Source organism: Cohnella abietis (assembly GCF_004295585.1).
Taxonomy (GTDB): domain Bacteria; phylum Bacillota; class Bacilli; order Paenibacillales; family Paenibacillaceae; genus Cohnella; species Cohnella abietis.
In genome coordinates this window covers 5954217-5973291 of sequence record NZ_AP019400.1, presented here as the reverse complement: position 1 = coordinate 5973291, position 19075 = coordinate 5954217, and the positions used below count along the sequence as shown (strand labels likewise).

10 protein-coding genes are annotated in these 19075 nt (G+C 48.6%); 9 read left to right on the top strand and 1 reads right to left on the bottom strand.

Annotated features, from left to right (window positions below; all coding sequences use genetic code 11):
- The first annotated feature begins 16 nt into the window (after window positions 1-16).
- The 9 genes from KCTCHS21_RS26135 (at window position 17) to KCTCHS21_RS26090 (ending at window position 18309) form a co-directional block, all read left to right on the top strand.
- Complete coding sequence (locus KCTCHS21_RS26135) at window positions 17-1768, top strand: extracellular solute-binding protein (RefSeq protein ID WP_130614934.1); 1752 nt, start codon at window positions 17-19, stop codon at window positions 1766-1768.
- 106 nt (window positions 1769-1874) lie between these two features.
- Window positions 1875-5669: a DUF4838 domain-containing protein gene (locus tag KCTCHS21_RS26130; protein ID WP_130614932.1), complete on the top strand. Its 3795-nt coding sequence runs from the start codon at window positions 1875-1877 to the stop codon at window positions 5667-5669.
- A gap of 107 nt (window positions 5670-5776) precedes the next feature.
- Window positions 5777-7732, top strand: coding sequence for an alpha-amylase family protein (locus tag KCTCHS21_RS26125; protein ID WP_130614930.1), 1956 nt, complete (start codon window positions 5777-5779; stop codon window positions 7730-7732).
- 94 nt (window positions 7733-7826) lie between these two features.
- Window positions 7827-8669, top strand: a complete 843-nt coding sequence (locus KCTCHS21_RS26120; protein ID WP_130614929.1) for a helix-turn-helix transcriptional regulator — start codon at window positions 7827-7829, stop codon at window positions 8667-8669.
- 773 nt (window positions 8670-9442) lie between these two features.
- Window positions 9443-11035 (top strand): hypothetical protein, encoded by a 1593-nt coding sequence (locus tag KCTCHS21_RS26110; RefSeq protein ID WP_130614927.1) that lies wholly within the window; start codon window positions 9443-9445, stop codon window positions 11033-11035.
- A gap of 33 nt (window positions 11036-11068) precedes the next feature.
- A complete protein-coding gene (locus KCTCHS21_RS26105) occupies window positions 11069-11464 on the top strand; it encodes a sensory rhodopsin transducer (RefSeq protein ID WP_130614926.1) in 396 nt (131 codons plus the stop codon).
- Between the two features lie 47 nt (window positions 11465-11511).
- Window positions 11512-12420 (top strand): polysaccharide deacetylase family protein, encoded by a 909-nt coding sequence (locus KCTCHS21_RS26100; RefSeq protein ID WP_130614925.1) that lies wholly within the window; start codon window positions 11512-11514, stop codon window positions 12418-12420.
- 49 nt (window positions 12421-12469) lie between these two features.
- Window positions 12470-13642 carry a M24 family metallopeptidase gene (locus tag KCTCHS21_RS26095; RefSeq protein WP_130614924.1) on the top strand — a complete coding sequence of 391 codons (1173 nt, stop codon included), beginning with the start codon at window positions 12470-12472 and terminating at the stop codon, window positions 13640-13642.
- A gap of 173 nt (window positions 13643-13815) precedes the next feature.
- The gene (locus KCTCHS21_RS26090; RefSeq protein WP_130614923.1) at window positions 13816-18309 is read left to right on the top strand and encodes an S-layer homology domain-containing protein; all 4494 of its coding nucleotides are present in this window, start codon (window positions 13816-13818) and stop codon (window positions 18307-18309) included.
- Between the two features lie 113 nt (window positions 18310-18422).
- Here KCTCHS21_RS26090 and KCTCHS21_RS26085 read toward each other — a convergent pair whose 3' ends face one another.
- Complete coding sequence (locus KCTCHS21_RS26085) at window positions 18423-19061, bottom strand: polysaccharide deacetylase family protein (protein WP_130614922.1); 639 nt, start codon at window positions 19059-19061, stop codon at window positions 18423-18425.
- Window positions 19062-19075: the final 14 nt, after the last annotated feature.

The window sequence follows — 19075 nt, the reverse complement described above, 5'->3', positions numbered from 1 at the left end:
TATGGGAGGATTATGAATGATCAGAAACAAAGTAGTGCTGCTATTGTTATCCTTGATCATGATTTTCGTAGTTGCGGGGTGCAGCGGTAATAACAACAAAAATAATGAAACCGCTCCCACCGCTAGTACAGGAACAGAAGGGGATAAAGAGCAAGGGACACCTGAGGCCAGTCAGAACAAAGAACCAGTGAAGCTTTCTTTTTATTACAGTAATGTTCCTTTAAAAACTGAAGGGCGTCAGACAGATGAGGTCATGCAAGAGTTAGAGAAGAGACTAGGCGTAGAAATTGATTTTGTTAATCAGAATGCAGATAGATTTAAGCTAATGATGGCGAGTCGGGAGCTGCCGGACATTATGGTCGTATTCGATCAGGATTACAAGCAGCTAATTGAAGGCGATCTCATTCTCCCGCTCGATGATCTTATTCAGAGCAAAGGAAAAGATATTTCGAAGAATGAGGAAGCGCTAGATTATTATCGTAAATACGTAAGCTCAGATACTGGAAAGCTGTTTTTACTTCCAATGCAGGTTGGCGCTACGAAAGAGATGGTTGCCAAAGTACCTTATGCTGATTACGGTGCAGGCTATCTTACTAGATGGGATTACTATAAAGAATTAAACTTTCCCGAAATTAAAAGCTCCGATGATTTGCTGAATGTGCTGAAGGCTATGCAGCAGAAGCATCCGACTACGGCAAATGGCAAAAAAGTATACGGAGTATCTTCATTTGTCGATAAGGCGGGTTGGGGGCTGTGGCCGTTCTACATTCAAATGTCTCTCTCGCAAGGTTACATGGAAGGTGCGGGAAATTACTTAATTGATGCAGAAAACAATTTCTACAACTTCCTTGCCAATGATAAAGGGGCTTTCTGGGATAGTATGAAGTTTTTCTTCAAAGCCAACCAGATGGGACTGCTTGATCCGGAATCTTTCATTCAGAATCTGGATCAATATCAGAATAAGCAGACCAATCTTCAAGTGCTGTCTGGTATTGGGGCTTGGTGGCAGGCAGGAGCCAACGAAGCTCTTGCGAGCATTCCAGACGCCGGATTCGTCACAATTCCTGTGGAAGACCACTACGTTTATAAAACAAATGTATCGGTAATCGGGAAGGCAGGAAGAGCGTTTGCAATTGCTAAAAATTCCAAAAACCCTGAAAAAGCAATGGAAGTTCTGAATTACTTGTATAGCAATGAAGGAATGAACTTGTTATCCAGAGGCATTCAAGGAAAGCAATGGGACATCGTAGATAATAAAGCGGCATTTACCGAAAGTTTCCTTAAAGCTCGGGTAAATGTTGAGGAAGCGGAGAAGATTGGAGTCACGAAGTACGCGCTCATTAACGGATTGAGCGATTATACCGTAAATTCCGATGAAGGAGTAGCGTTTGATTTGAACTCGGAAGCTAGCATTAAAAGTGCGGAGTGGAAAAACTACCAGTTGGATTTTGCCAAGCATTACGGCGGCGATTATCCGGGAGATGCCATCGAGAAAATGGCGGATCAAGGAAAAATCAAAATATCGTTGTTTGACACGTCGGGGGGAGTCGCTGTAGGTACGCCACCGGATGATATTAAACGAATCGATGATTCTATTAAAGATTACATGTGGAAGGCGATGCCGAAGGTCGTTCTTGCTAAATCGGAAGCTGATTATGCAACAGAACAGGCCAATATCATAAAGGAGCTCAACAAGTTGGGGCTCGACAAGTCCAAGGAATATTGGGACAAAGTTTGGCAGCAATCCATTGACCGCGTAAAGAAATAACAAAATGCAAGGATCAGCACGGGGATAAGAGGGGTTATCATCTTATCCCTATCTTTCTAATGCCATAATAAAGGGTTACAAATTGCTGAACGGGAGGCAAGAAACCATGAAGATGAAGAAGCTTAGTCAGAAATGTGCGATGTTTCTCTTGCTTATTAGTGTTTTATGTTCAGGATTCAGCAGTGCGTATGGGGCGATTGCCCAAAGCGGAACTGATGTTTCGGACCAAGTGCCCACATCATCTCCCATCCTCGCCGCCTCTTCGGATATAAGCGGTCATTGGGCGGAAAAGCAATTGCTTGAATGGATAGACAAGGGACTTGTTCAAGGCTATTCGGATGGGACGTTAAAACCGAATAATCCAATTACAAAAGGAGAATTGATAGCGCTTACGAACCGCGCAATGGGGTTCACGGAAAAAGCGAAGATCAGCTTCACCGATTTGATATCGTCTGACCCGGCTTATGATGATGTCGCCAAAGCGGTGAAAGCCGGGTATGTACAAGGGAATGCAGACGGCACAATCGGCACGAAACGTCAGATCAGCCGACAAGAAGCGGCGGTCATGATGATTCGTCTGTTAAAGCTCGATGATACGAACGGAATGGCTACGGCTGATGCTTTTCGGGATGCTGACCAAATTGCAAAATGGGCAAAATCTGCTGTTGGTACAGTTGCAGCTGAAAATATTATGGTCGGAGACAGCAAGCGGAATTTCCGGCCGAAGGCATCCATGACACGGGCCGAAGCGATCGTAGTGCTGGATCGCGTAATTCCCTTGCTTGGAGATCACCCTGAACCGACAGCAACGCCTAAACCGACAGCAACGCCAGGCTCTACGACAACATCAGGCCCTGCAGCAACGCCAGGCCCTACGACAACGCCTGGATCGTCGCCGTCGCCTGAACCGTCGCCAACTCCAGAGCCTGTACCGAATCTGAGTATTGTGAACAACGGCCAAGCTGCTGCAGTTATTGTTGTTGACGACACCAGCTTTGCCACTGTAGCCAGCGCGCTCGCTAGCTACGTGAAGCAATCTAGTGGCGCGAATTTGCCGACTCTGACTACGGCAAAATTATCTACTTCCGGCAATACGTACAGAAACGATACGAAAATTTATATCGGACGCAAAGCTCCAGGGGCTGAGTCGATCATCGCAGCGAAATTGGAGGGTTTAAACGACGATGGTTATGTAATCGTGCCCTATCAGAAAACGATTTCGATTATCGGCTCGACGGCTTGGGGAACCGAAATCGGGGTATACGATTTCTTGGAGCGCTATGTGGGCGTTCGTTGGGTGATGCCCGGACCGGATGGAGAAGATGTGCCGCTGCTGGACGATATTCTGGTTCCGGCTATCCCAATCAGGGAGGAACCTGCTGCAATCTCACGCCATTTCTTCGGAACGGAAGCCTGGTACACGCTACAAACGACCGCGGATTGGGCCAAGTATAATCGCATGCATGACGTGATCAAGTTCCATCATTACTTAAATGTGTTGTTCGATCCACAAGTATTCGCCAATCATCCTGAATATTATCCTGGCGGCGTTATCCCGACGCATCCGTATGCGTGGCAGCCGTGCTTTAACGACGATACAGCCGCTGCGGCGGTCTGGCGAATTAAAGATTTCTTCCATAACTTCCCGAATGAAAAGTCATTCTCGCTAGGGATTAACGACAGCAACAACTATTGTGCGTCTGACATCGCGCGTACGAATGGCAAAATCAATTCAATTGGTATCCCGGATTTGTCAGATGTGTACTATTCCTGGGTTAATCAAGTTGTAGAAGAGGTGTTGAAGGATTACCCTGACAAATATTTTGGCTTATTAGCTTATTGGAATGTGTATGATCCGCCAACGAACGTAAAGGTTAATTCCCATGTCATTCCTTATATTACGGATGATCGCATGTCTTGGATCGACCCGGATATGGAGGCAATCGGGAATAACATGACCGAACAGTGGCTGTCGAAAGCGGACAATATCGGCTTTTATGAATATTTATTTGGAACGCCATACAATTTGCCGCGCGTATATATGCACAAGATGGCGGACAACTACAAGTATGCCGAAGAACATGGCGTAGTCGCGCATGTAGCGGAGCTGTTCCCGAATTTCGGCGAAGGACCGAAGCCGTGGCTGTCGGCCAAGCTGCAATGGAACCCGAATCAGGATGCGGACTTGTTGCTCAATGAATGGTATGAGCGGACGGTTGGTGAGGACGCAGCGCCTTATTTGCAACAGTATTATGAGCTTTGGGAGGACTTCTGGACAGTAAGAATATTTAATACAAAATGGTATTTGGATTGGAAAAATAAAGTAGACCGACCGAACTTCCTCAGTCTGACGGATCACCGTTACTTATCTGCTGTTACAAAAGAAGATTTGGCGGAAAGCCGTCGTTTGATGGAGTTAGTAGTAGCCAAAGCGGCGGTCGGCAAGCCGAAAATTCGCGCCGAGAAGCTTCTGCGTACATTCGAATTGTACGAAGCATCCGCACTGAGCTATCCACGGGGAGCTGTCGATGCACCGACGAATGATCAGGGTGCGCTGGTTATGGTCGCAGACCTGAAGATGAGCTTCGATATGGCAATTAAACGTCAGCAGCTTACGCAACAGTCTCAAGGGGATCCCATTCTTCAATTAACAGACTACTCGCAATATAGCGGTAAGTGGGATGGCGTTCAGCAAGGGATAATATCCGCGCTGACAAGCTATGCGGACACCATTACAGATCCCGACAACGAATTCCTTGCGGCATTCCAAGAAGCGCTGGCCTATGTCGATAGCAATAATCGCTATTCGGCGACTGCGGTCAAAACAACTGCCAGCAAGGCGGACATAATGGCGGCGCTCGACTTTAGCCAGGGACCTTGGGCTAACGCTGTACCGGTCACAGAGTTTTTAAATATGAAATCCACGGATGCGCCACCAGCAGAGACGAGAATGTACTTGCTGTGGGACGACACCAATCTCTATGTCGGTTATGAAAATTTCGATCCCGACATGTCTGGCGCTATTGTGAATGACGACGCGCCAAATGGATGGTGGCGAGTGGCTGATGATTCGGTTGAAACGTATGTGACAGGCAATGTGGCCGGGGGGTATACCGGTTACTTCACCAACCCTAAGGCCGTCAAATTTATTTACAAATCAAGCCCGGCAGGTCCGGTTCCGGGCGTGGACAACAATTGGGAAGCAAGCGCGAATATGGGGGCTGATCGCTGGAATGTCATTCAAGTGATTCCATTCTCCAGCATTGGCGTCAATCCGAGCGTAACAAAGACCTTAATGGGATTTTTCTTCCGGAATTATCATGGTCAAGCGGTGTTCCTCGGCTGGGGAGGCGGCGCTCCATGGACGGAAAAAGCATTCAAATCCGTTCATCTGGTCGAGACGAATAACCTGATAACGAATCCGTCATTCGAACAATCGATAGCCGGTCAACCATGGGTTGCTTCCGAATGGTATTCCTACTACACGGATGCCAGCACGGCAATGCTGCGTTCGAGCACTTACAAACGCACGGGCGGCTACAGTCTGGAGACTAGCATAACGAATGCTCACGACAGTCCGTTCAAGGTAGTTTCTATTACACCTGGAAAATACAAAGCTGTGCTGAATTATTTCGTGCCGGCCAATTCAAGCGCTTCCGGCAGCATTCAGTTCCAGATGACGATTAGGGGAGCGGGCGAGCCGCTGGCCAGCAGTGTATCTGCAGCGAGACCGGTTTCCTGGTCACCTGGCAGGTGGGTGCAATTTGAGCACATATTCGAGGTTAAACCGAATTACAATGGGAGCTTGCCTGACGACCTGATTTTCAAAATCAATCACTCCGGATTTAAGGCAGACGAGAAGCTATATATCGATGACGTTTCCTTATATAAGCTCGATTAAGGATTGACTTGCCCGCACTTCCCGGCGAGCCGGGGAGTGCGGTTTAACAGTACAGGTAAATCGATTTGGCGAATTTATAAGTATTAATATTTTTTGGAGGTTACTTCATGAGATTGATTAAACGGGCTGTTCATTTGGATTTTCACACCTTGCCCAACATACCGGATTTTGGCGATAATTTTGACGCGAAGCATTTTGCGAGAACGCTTAAGGACGCTAAGGTAGACTTTGTTAATGTGTTTGCGAAGTGTAACATCGGATTTGCTTATTACCCAACGAAGATCGGACTGCCTCATCCTCATATGAAATTCGATATGCTTGGGCAAATGGTGGAAGAGTGCCACAAGCTAGACATTCGGGTCATCGCTTATTTTAATGTGGGATTGGATCATGAGATGGCCCGAAAGCACAGGGAATGGTGTCTTGTGAATAAAGAGGGGCAAATTATCGAGGGCGATCGGACGGCAAACTTTTTCCGGCTGATGTGTTTAAACTCGGGGTACCGCGATTATTTGCTAAGCATGATTAAAGAGGTTGTTGACTTGTATCCCGTGGATGGTATTTTTCTGGATTGCATCTTGATTAATCCGTGTTATGGGAATGAGTGCAATGAGAGCATGCATGAACGGGGAATGGATCCATTAAACGATCAGGATGCTGCTTCATTTATGAAGCAAACGGCAATCGACTTTTTCTGGGACGTGAAAAGAGCGATCGGGGACGATATATTGTTCTTCCCGAACGGATTGGGTCACATCAACTGCGACGGGTTAGGTTCACATATTGAAATCGAGTGTTTGCCAGGTGCGTGGAGCTATGATTATTTTGCCGCTCAAGCTGCTTATGCGCGTAACCTTGGTAAGCAAGTTGTATATATGACAGGGCGGTTTCATGCTAGCTGGGGAGATTTCGGCGGGTTAAAAAGCAAAGCCTCGCTCGAGTATGACTGTTGGGATGCGATCAGCAACGGTATAACGACATCGGTTGGAGATCATATGCATCCCCGCGACGGATTAGAGTCGGATGTGTACCGGCTAGTTGGAGAAGTTTATACCGATATCGAGAAATACGAGCCCTGGACGGATTATGCCCGCGCAGTGGCGGAGATCGCCATTATTATGCCGGAAGGCTGCGATATGGGAGCCAATAATGTGGCTTTCCCCCAAGGTCAGGCGATCTTGAATGCGGCCGCGAGAATACTGGGAGAGCTGAAATACACGTTCGACATCATGGACGAGAGGGCGGATATAACGAAATACAAGGTTATTATTCTTCCAGACGTAATTCCGGTCACCGAGCTGCTTCGGAAAAAGCTTGAAGCGCATCAGGCCAAAGGAGGCGGAATTATCAGCACCGGCAGCTCCGGTCTGAATCCGGAGAAGACGGCGTTCGCCATGGACAGCTGGAACATGAGCTATGACGGTCCCGACCCATGGAATGCATCATACTTCAAAATGGTTGAAGCCGGCGATAGGAAGCTCCTTCCGGATCGCTTGTGCGCGATTTACAACCAGGGGATTCAGATGAGTGGTAAGCCGGGATCGCGGACAATCGCAGACTACTATCAGCCTTATTTCAATCGCAAGTGGGACGGATTTCATGGCACTTTCTATACGCCGCCGGAAAAATATGCGGGGTGGCCGGCAGTATTGCGCTCCGGGGACCTATTCCAAGTCTGCTTCCAATTGTTCACAGGATATGGCGAATATGCGATGCCGGAGCACAAATATTTGCTGAAATATTGTCTGGAGCAGCTGCTGACCAATCCAATCGTTAAGTACGAGAATATTCCTTCTACAGCGCGGGTATCAGTAACGTCCAAAGAACAAATGGAAATGATTCACGTTAAAGTGACCTATCCCGAATTGCGAAATAAATATAACGTAATCGAGGAGCATTCCGTACTGCACGGCGGAGTGGTCAGTATTAGAGGAGACAGTGCTAAGGAAGTGTATATCGCGCCGACTAGGGAGCCTCTCGCTTATGACATCTCCGACGGTTACATTCGTATTTCTTTGCCAGAAGTCGTCGGATACATGATGGTGGTCGTGGAGCACGAATAGATGAGAGCTTAGCCTGATTGGCATTATCGCCAATCGGTCTAAGCTTTTGTTGAACAATCGGAAAGTATAGGTCTTCTTGAAATGGGGGGGATGCATGATGGCGCACGGGAGAGCTGATATTGGCGACTATCTGGCCAATGTTCAAACATCCATTTTTACAGTTTCTTATGAGCAAGTTGGCACAAAGTGGACGTATTCGAACAAAAATTATGAGTACAATCTTCTCTACTACATAACCGAAGGTAGCTGCCGAATTCGGATCGGGGACGAGGAAATTAGACCCTCGGCCGGGCAACTGGTGTTGCTGCCGGAAGGGACGGGCCTCTCGACATCGTCAATCGACGAAAGCTTGGCTAAATATTACTGTCATTTCACCGCTTCGCTCGGAGAGATTCGGCTATTCGACTTATTGAGGCTGTCTCCCGTAATCGAAGCGGGTGATCGGCCAGCGATTGAAGAGTTGTTTCGGCAGCTTCTTCACTATTCGAAGGAGAAGAACGTTACTTCGGCCTTACGGGGCAAGTCTGTTCTTCTTCAGCTGCTTTGTTATTTCATTGAGAACAGCCCTATTCGCGAGGTTGCCGGCTCCGGATATTCCGCATTAGATGCAGTAAATGTCGTGCTGCGTTATATCGAAAGCCATCTGTCTGAGAAGCTGTCGGTGGAGAAGCTAGCGAGACTCATTCATTATCACCCCCATTATTTCATTCACGTGTTCAAAACGATGATTGGCTGTCCGCCTATGCAATACATTACGAAATTGAGACTCGAGCAGGCTAGCGTATATCTCGCTTCGACAGGGATCGGTGTTCATGAAGTTGCCGAGAGGGTCGGGATTGAAGTCGATTATTTCGCGAAATTTTTTAAGCATCATTCCGGCATGTCTCCGACAGAATACCGCAATAGGAAGGGCGGCAAGCCGGTAGCGATCATCTGAGCATTTTCCTGATTGGCCTTACTTCTTTCCATTCTGTGGCTCCTGTATTGGGACTATAGTTAAAGCAGTTCCGAATTGGAAAATCGTCTATTGGTGACTTTTTGTCTATCGTGTCAAACGGGTTCTTATTGCTCTTTTGGTCTACGAGAATCCAAATGGTCTATATACGGTACAGGGAGAAATCGGTAACTTAGGAGTGCGGCGGGAAGCCGACAGTCACAGAAGGAGGCACAAGTCAGATGGAACGCAAGTACGAATTCCGCAGAAGGCTGGAAGAAGTGCACAAGCCTAACCGGCGGGAACCTAGCATTCACGCCGCAAGCGGCGAACTGGAAGTCACGGAAGACTGGAGTATCGTCGTCGCCGATACGGCGGGACCGCAACTTATCCATACGGCTAAGGATCTGCAAGATTATTTGCTCGTTAGCATGAACATATCCGTAAGGCTGATCTTTACAAAAAATGTTCAGGAGTCGGCTTCATCGGGGACGCGCGTCATCGTGTTAGCCACCAAGGAGCAGCTGCCCACGCAGGCCGGGGCTCTGGCGAAAGCTCGAAGCTATCGCGTCGTCGCCGAAGCAGAACGCATCGTTGTGTGTGGATACGACGAACGCGGTGCCGCCCAGGGAAGCTATTATCTCGAAGACGAAATGAATTTGAGAGAGGCCCCGGTATGGAAGCTGGGAGAAGTTGAGCGAGAGCCGTTGTTCTCGCCGCGCATGGCCCATTCCGGCTGGGGGCTCGATCGTTATCCCGATGCGCACCTAAATGCAATGGCCCACGCGGGCCTCGATGCCGTGATGGTGTTCGTGAAAGACGTCGACGATACGCCTGAAGGCTATCAGGATTTTAACTACTTGGTCGATCGGGCAGCTCTGTATGGACTGGACGTGTACGTATACAGCTACTTAACCAGTCGTGTGCATCCCGATGATCCGGATGCTAGGGCATATTACGAGAGCACGTATGGTAGGGTTTTTCAGGCTTGTCCGCGATTCAAGGGCGTCATTCTAGTCGGGGAATCCTGCGAATTTCCGAGTAAGGACCCGAATACGACCGGCAAGCTTCGTCTTGAATGGCCGAAGGATCAGCCGCAGACGAAGCCGAGTCCTGGGTGGTGGCCATGCGTTGATTTTCCTCAATGGCTGACTATACTGTCGGACACGATACGCACCCACAGCCCAGAAGCTGACATCGTTTTCTGGACCTACAATTGGGGGTACACACCCAAGGAAGATCGCTTGAAGCTTGTGCGTGCCATCCCTGATGACATCACGTTGCTCGTTACATTCGAGATGTTCGAGCAGATTAAGAATGAGGACGTCACCCATGTATGCGTGGATTATACGCTGTCGAACGTCGGGCCGGGTGAGTATTTCCGAAGCGAGGCCGAAGTTGCCCGTGAGCGCGGACTTCGACTATATACGATGAGTAACACGGGCGGGATGAGCTGGGACGTCGGCGTTGTTCCTTACGAGCCGTTTCCTGAGCAGTGGAACAGCAGGCACGAAGCACTGCTGAAGTGCCGTGAGGATTGGGGATTAAGTGGCCTCATGGAATCCCATCATTACGGCTGGTGGCCGTCGTTCGTGAGTGAGCTGGCCAAGAGGGCTTATTGGAGTGGGAGCCGTTCCTACGAAGAGACGTTAAATCTGCTGGCGAAGCGGGACTTCGGAGAAGCGGCCACGCCACTCGTTCTGGAAGCCTGGCAAGAGTGGAGTGAAGCGATCCGGCACTACATTCCGACGAACGAGGACCAGTACGGACCGTTTCGCGTCGGACCGTCATATCCGTTGATTTTCCGCAAGCACGTGCAAATGCCAGCCGCTAAACATGCGATGTTCGGCAATGAAATTGTGGTGACGAACTATGAACCGCTGGAAGATCCGAGACAATCGCTGGGCGCTTCCCGCATTGACGTGGAAATTCGGAGCCTCGAGCGCATGCTGGAAAGGATGAATATAGGCAACGAACGGCTAGAGAAGGCGCTTAAAGTGACGACGGAAAGAAAAAGGACTGATGGGGAGCGGATGCTCGGCTTGGGTCGGTTTATCGCTCATTCCGTGCGGACGACGATTCATGTGAAGGAATGGTGGAAGCTGAAGCGGCAGTTCCTGAATGAAAGGGACCCGGGTGAAGCAGCTTTAGTGCTCGATCTGCTCGAAGAGCTGGCCGGGCGCGAGATCGCTAACGCGGAAGCGACGATTCCGCTTGTGGAAGCCGATTCAAGGCTTGGGTGGGAGCCGAGCATGGATTACATGACCGATGCGGACCATCTGAGGTGGAAAATCAATCAGGTGCGGAGCGTGCTGGATGTCGAGTTTCCGCAATCTCGCAAGTCTCTTGCGCTGACGGATAGCAAATGATAATCGTTCCGTCGAGAGGTATGACGGAATCGAATGACTAATGAAGGGGATGAGGAAATGGGCAAGGGTCAAGGCAATACTCTATGGATATTTCCCGATTGCGAAATGCCGCCGGCAGGAGATTCTCTACTGAAGGGACATGAATCGGTTATTGTGCTTAATCTGGGAAATGACGAAGCGAAGGTGAGTTTGACGCTCTATTTTACGGATCGCGATCCAGTTGACTCTATCGAAGTAAAAGTTGGAGGCGAAAGAGTTCGCTGTCTGCGTCTCGACAACCCGGATGATCTCAACGGATACGTTATTCCGCGAGAGGAACAGTATGCGCTTAAAGTCGTCAGCGATACTCCAGTGGTCGTGCAATATGGGCGGCTTGATACAAGACAGGATAACATGGCTTTCTATACGACGATGGGCTTCAGTGAATAAAGGAACGCATAGGTGCTTCCAAACCAATACAGAGAAGAGTTGGGGAAATGATGAAAAATAATATTCATGTCGTTTTCGGGTTTGATATGGAAACGGATGTGGGCAGTTTTACACCTTATTATGACGGAGTCAAAAATGCGACCGCGCCTCTCGTCGAATTGTTCGACAAGAAAGGCATCAAAGGTACGTTCTATTATACGGGGGATGCGGCGCGCCGAAATCCCGAGAGTGTCGAACTCGTCAAGCAAAGCGGTAATGAGGTCGGCTGCCACTCTCTGTTCCATGAGACGGTAGGCGATGAGCTGTTCCCGATTCCGGGAGTCGTACCGCTATTGCCGGAGGAAGTTCCGTTTCGCATCGAGAAAGCGACGGAATGGGTGCAGCAGGTGCTCGGTCATCAGCCGGTATCGTTCCGAGCACCCCGCCTGTGGGGGTCAACTGCATTACTGAATTCGTTGGAGAAGCTTAATTACGTCTCCGATGCTTCCTATCCGATGTATTTTTACCGGGAAAGATTCGTTCCTTACCATCCGCACAAGAACGATTGGACGAAGGAAGGCGACATGAACATCGTCGAGATTCCGAACTTCGCAGACATGGTCATGCAGAGCAACGATCCGGGACTTGAGCGTGACCGTGATCAATGGCCGTTGTTCCGCACGAAAAGCGCTGACGAGCTAATGAAGCGCATCGACGGGTTCGTGAAATTTCTACAGGATCGGAATTTGCCTGTCGTGCTATGCTTCTACTTCCATCCATGGGAGTTCATTCCGATTCAGGAGAGCTACCATTACGGCGAAGCAAAGGTGACGCCTGACCGCTTCTTGACGCTGGGCTGCGGGGAGAAGGCGATGAATGAATTCGCGATTCTGATTGATAGATTAAAAGATATAGGCTCGACCTTCCACCGGGCGGATGAGTTCGCGGGATTGTGGAGTAAAAATAGCATTAGGTAATGAACGGAGCCAAGGTGTTCCAAATGAGACGATAAGGGGATAAACGTAAATGACAAATCATGTGAAAATTCCGGATCACGAGTATAAGGAAAGAATCCAAAGGGCGGCCGCACTCGTCGCACAACAAGGGCTGGACGTCATGATCGTCAACTCTAATGAAGCGGATTATGCGAACGTGCGGTACTTTAGCGGATTCTGGCCATTGTTTGAGCGGGCTGGTGTGGCGATTACGGCGACGGGGGATGCAGCGCTTCTCGTTGGACCGGAGAGCACGATCTACGCGAGTGATTTTGGTAAAATAGACAAGCTATTCACGCTGATGGAATACCGCGAATCTGCAAATCCGAGCTATCCTGAACTGAGACCGGACTCCTATCGTGACGTGTTTAAAGCGTTGGGTATTACGGGCTCGAAGCTGAAGATCGGCGTTGCCAGCTTGCTCGACACGAGCGTGGTCATGATGGAAGGACTGAAGAGTAACTTCCCAGACGCGGAAATTTCCAGCGCGGATGAGATCATGGTTTCGCTGCGTCGTATTAAGTCCGAGAACGAATTGGCTTGTATGCGCGAAGGGTTCCGCATTACTGAACTGGCGACACAGGAAGTGATCCGTACGATCCGTCCAGGTGTGACGGAAACGCAAATGGTCGGTGTCGCTCAGCGCGTCATTTACGAGAACGGCGCGGAATATGAAGGGCTTCCGATGTATATTTTCAGCGAGAAATCGACCCGTCATGCAATCTCTCGTTCCTCGCACCGTGTCATCAACAAAGGGGACATCGTTCAGTTGAACCTGTCGGCTAAAGTGGACGGTTACTCGCCGAGCATCGGCATGCCAATCAGCCTCGGCAAGCTGACGCCTGAGCGCCGCGCGGTCATTGAGTTCGGCCTGAAAGCGCACGAATGGACGCAGGAGAACTTGAAGGCAGGCATTCTTGCAAGTGATGTAGCGAAAGGATTCCTTCAATTCTATAAAGACAACGGCTACGAGAAAAACTACCTTTATGGACCTTGCCACGGAACGGGGATGATCGAAGTGGAAGCGCCATGGATGGAAACATCGTCGAACTATTTGCTGGTGCCGAACATGACATTCCAGATCGACACGTTCGTCACAACCGACACGTTCGGAATTCGGTGGGAGAAGGGTGCCGTCATCCGTCCGGATGGCTGCGAGCTTCTGTGCAACCCGATCGGCACAATTCACGAGCTGGAGTTCTAATCTAGGTCGTACCGAGAAGAGTAAGAAAATAAAAACGATAGAAGTGATGAACCGCTAAGCCTTGGTGCTATGCGGTTTTTCGCTATTTTTTGCTAAATTCTTTTATTATTCTTTTATTGGGCTTTGCTATAGTCAATTTAATAGAGGGAATTAGCTCATAAGGAGGCAATGTAATGTACAGAAAAGGATTAAACAAGATGACCGTTATGCTCATAGTGGTCAGTATCATAGCGAGCTTGTTCCTGACGATAGGAACGCCTAAATCGGTATATGCAGAGGAGGATACGATTCATTTTTCGGGTGGGGAAGGTACTCTAGAAAACCCTTATAAGATAGCAACTGTCGAAAACTTGAGAAATGTTACGATACCCGGACCGGGAGTGTACTTTCAGCAGGTTGCTAATTTTAGTCTGACGGGCGATTGGACACCTATCGGCAGCTTTGGCGGTATCTATGACGGCGGCGGCTTTACAATTGAAGATCTGAGAATTAATTCTTCCGATGGATACGTAGGGTTATTTTCAAGTTTATTGAACGGTGCTGTCCTGGAAAATATGAGACTGGAAAACTACTCTATTATCGCTACAGGAGATAACGCTTTTGTAGGCGGACTAGTTGGTCTCATCAATGCAGGTGCAACCGTCAGAAATAGCAGTAGCAACGGGTTTATCAGCTTCACAGATCCCAACAATGTAGGTGGTCTGGCAGGCTACAACGCAGGAAGTATCAGCAATAGCAAGAGCAATAGCACGATTACGAGCAGCAGTGAGAATTTCAACGCGGGAAATTTGGTCGGTACGAATGCTACCTCAGGAACGATAATCGGAAGCAGCGGCAGTGGCTCTATCAATTCTTCTAATAGTCAAATGGCCTATTTAGGCGGCTTGGTTGGGATGAATGCAGGAACTATTACCACTAGTAATAGCAGCGGTATGGTAACTGGAGGAGACGCATCTTCAGTGGGCGGTTTGGTCGGTAACAATTATTTATCAAGTGGAACCATTAATGACAGCTACAGCACCGGCAATGCAAGCGGTAAAGCATCTGCAGTTGTTGGTGGTCTTGCCGGCAGGAACACGGGCAATATAAGCCGAAGCTACAGCACGGGCAATGTAGACTCCGGTTCAGAAGGAATGGCAGGCGGATTGGTTGGCTTCAAGTCAAATGGCATTATCGACAACAGCTTCAGTAGTGGAAATGTAGTCGGCTACGGGGCTGTATTTGTTGGCGGTCTGGTTGGCATGAATGGTGGAGGAGACGTCAGCTACAGCTACAGCACAGGAAGTACAAGCGGTGGAAAAGATGCAACTGGCGGTCTGGTTGGATTTAAGCAAGGTAGCGGTTCTGTTACCAACAGTTATTTTAATAATGCGGGTGCTGCCTCTTCCCCTGGAGAAGTGTTCAAAAGCGTTGAGAAGCTGAAGCAGCAAACGACCTTCACAGGATGGAATTTCAGTACGATTTGGAGAATTGCCGAGGGCTATGCTTATCCCTCACTCGTATGGCAGGCTTATTCAGCTAATGAGTCAATCTTCTTTGACCATAGGGACTTAACGTGGGACAGTATCAAGGGCACGAACAGCATTGAAGATGAGGTGACAGGTGATCTTACTCTTCCCACCGCTGGAGCCGCTGGTTCAACGATTACGTGGAGTGTATCCGGCGGTGTCGGACTGATTGATACGAGCACAGGCAAGGTGACTAGAGCAACAGATGATGATCATACAGTTACATTGACAGCTGCGTTTAGTCGCTCTGGGGGACAAACCCTGACGAAGGATTTTACCTTGATAATTTTAGAGGCACCGAACAACAAGCCTACCCGTATTTCAACTGTAAATGGGACGGCGAATGCAACGGTTTCGGTGAATACCGCCTATACGCTTAATCTGTCGGAAATCTTTGAGGATGTAGACGGAGATCCACTGAGCTACAAGGTATCGGTGAATGGAGCGCCTACGATAGCGGCGGCTATGAACTATACGTACACGCCGATTTCGGCAGGCTTAGTGACACTAGTCTTCTTAGCAAGCGATGAGGAAAGTGACTCTGACGACACTTATACAGTGAGCTTGACGGTGAACACAGTACCTGCTCGCAAGCTTAATATCGCAGCAACGACGAATGAAACAGTGACGGTGAACACGCCATATACACTGAACCTCGCTACGATTTTTGAAGATGCGGACAGCAATGCGTTGAGCTACAAAGTATCGGTGAATGGCGCGTTGACAATTGCTGCTGCTGAGAGCTATACATTTACCGCGAATACAGCAGGCTTAGTAACGCTGGTTTTTACCGCAAACGATGGCTTAATTGATTCCACAGAAACCTACACGGTGAAGCTGACGGTGAATACGGTACCTGTTCGCAATCCAAATGTAGGTGCAACGACAAATGTAACAGTGACGGTGGATACGCCATATACGCTGGACCTCGCTACAATATTTGAGGATGCGGACAGCAATACACTGACCTATAAGGTATCCGTAAATGGTGCGGCGGAGGTAACGGCAAATGCGGACTATTCGTACACGCCGACAGCAGCAGGCTTAGTGACTCTCGTTTTCACGGCGAACGATGGTAACATTGATTCCGTGGAAACCTACAAAGTAAATCTGATAGCGAACACAGTGCCTGTTCGCAAGCCTAATATAGGCGCTACAACGAATGCAAGAGTGACGGTGAACACACCTTACACAGTAGACCTCTCGACCATATTTGAAGATGCGGACAGCAATACATTAAGCTACAAAGTATCCATAGATGGTGAAGCAGCGACAACTACTGCTGCGGCTTACACATATACACCAACCACAATAGACCCAGCAACTCTCGTTTTCACCGCAAACGATGGCATAATAGATTCCACTGACACCTACACAGTGAAGCTATCGGTTAATTCATTACCTGTTCGTAAGTCCAATGTGGGTGCAACGGTGAACGCTAGCGTACCCGTGAACACGCTGTATACGATAGACCTCACAACGATTTTTGAAGATGGGGACGGCGATTTGCTGAGCTACAAAGTGGCGGTAGATGGTGCGCCGGCAATAGCTGCGAACGAGACTTACACCTACACTCCAACTACAACAAACACAGTGGCATTGGTCTTTACCGCCAACGACACAATGGTAGATTCCACAGAAACCTACACCGTATATCTAACTGGTAATAGGGTGCCCGTTAGGAAATCTGATGTTGAAGCGACGATACGGGAAAATGTAAGGGTGAATGCTAATTACGTGTTAGACCTATCTACCATTTTCGAAGATGCGGATGGAGACACTCTAACCTACGAAGTATCTGTGAACGATGAAGCGGCAGTACCGGCTTCAACGGCATACACGTATAAGCCGACTAGCGCCGGCACAGTGACACTAGTTTTCACCGCAAATGACGGCAAGATAGTTTCTACTGACACATACACAGTAACGCTGGTGGCTTCCATATCAGAAACTAGTGGAGCTGGCGGTGGAGGTGCTCCTGCCGTAACACCCGATTACCATGTGACCATTTCCGGCACACAGTCAAAGCTCCCGGTTAAAATTGATGCAGCGACAGGCCGAGCATCGATTGCTATTGGAGCATTGGCAGAAAAGCTCTTCGCTATTGGAGAATCAACGGAAATCATCGTACCAAGTATTCCTAATATTAACTCCTTTACGCTGGAAGTACCTGCTGAGACGCTGTCCAGCTCTCAGGGAGCGGGAGAGCTTATCTTCACAACCCCAAAGGGCAGTATCGCAATCCCGGCAAACATGCTAGAGGGTGTTGTGGAAACAAAGGGGAAAATGGCACGTATTACGATCGGGGTAGGCGATAAAACCGGCTTGTCCGTTGAAACGAAAGCTGCAGTTGGCAATCGACCATTAGTGGAAGTTACTCTAGCTCTGGATGGTGTGCAGACGCCTTGGAATAATCCCTTAGCAGCTGTCAGAATCACTATCCCCTACGTGCCGACGGCTGAAGAATTAGAAAATCCAGAGCACATCGTCATCTTGTACATTGACGGCAATGGTAAAGTTATCGCGGTCCCAAGCGGCCGTTACGATGCAAAGAGTGGAACTGTGACCTTTGCTACTAATCACTTCAGCGATTATGCCGTAGCTTATGTAAATAAAACCTTTAGCGATCTGAGCAGTGTGGAATGGGCAAGACATTCGATTGAGGTCATGGCCTCCAAGGGCATCATTAACGGTACAGCGGCGGGGGCCTATTCTCCGGTAGCCCGCATCACTCGCGCCGATTATTTGGTCTTGCTCGTTAAGACCTTGGGTTTGACGGCGAAATTTGAAGGCAATTTCGCAGATGTGGAGCCTAACGCTTACTATTACGAAGCACTTGGCGTAGCGAAGCAGCTAGGCTTGGCTACGGGTACCGGCAAAGATGAGTTCCATCCGTCGGAAAACATCTCGCGGCAGGATATGATGGTGCTGACCGCTCGTGCTTTGGAGAAAGCCAAGCAGTTGAAAGCCTCGGGAGATCCCGCCATTCTGGCTTCGTTCAGTGATAAAGGGGACATCGCAGTTTATGCGAAGGCGAGTCTAGCTCTTCTGGCGAAGGAAGGTCTAATCTCCGGATCCGGAAATAAGCTAAACCCTCAGGCGCCAACGACACGAGCGGAAGCGGCAATATTCCTCTACCGTATATACAACCAATATTAATAACCAATACCACGCAATGCACTCCTGTCGGTTTTTATGCGGCAGGAGTTTTCATTTTATGGCTGACACTTTTTGGATTTGTGAGATGGGAGCGGGAAAGGCTTGGATTGCTTTTAATGTGCTTTCTTATTGTAATTCTTCGTCCCACGCAATAAATCAGATACCGTTACAAAGCGATAACCCTTTTGACTAAGCCCTTTAATGATTAAGGGCACAGCCTTAAGGCTCTGGGTCCAAGGATCACTAGCATGCAGTAAAACATTGGAACCTTTACGCGCATGCGGTACAACACGATCCACAATTTCTTTAACATCCGTCAACTTCCAGTCCAGTGAATCAACATCCCAGTGAACTATAGTTTGGTTCATAGATTGAAGTTTTTGGATAACACGTGCATTCATTTCACCACCTGGTGTGCGAATCATATTGGTCATTATACCTGTAGCTTGATTAATGGACTTTCTGGCTACTTTGACTTCCTTTGCAATCCAGATGTTTGAATGCTTTCTGTAATCCTGGTGGCGGTTTCCGTGGGAAGCAATTTCATAGCCATGTTGAACAATTAATCTAGCAATGCGGGGGTAGGATCTAACCCAGATGCCAGTAACAAAAAACGTAGCACTCTTAACACCCTTTCTTTTAAGTAAAGAAAGCATTCGTACTGGAACTTTGTTTCCATTCGCAATATCAAAAGTTAAAGCGATAATTTTCCTGTTCGTTGGAATACGGCTTACTACCTGGTTTGTAATCATGTTCGTTGTATTCC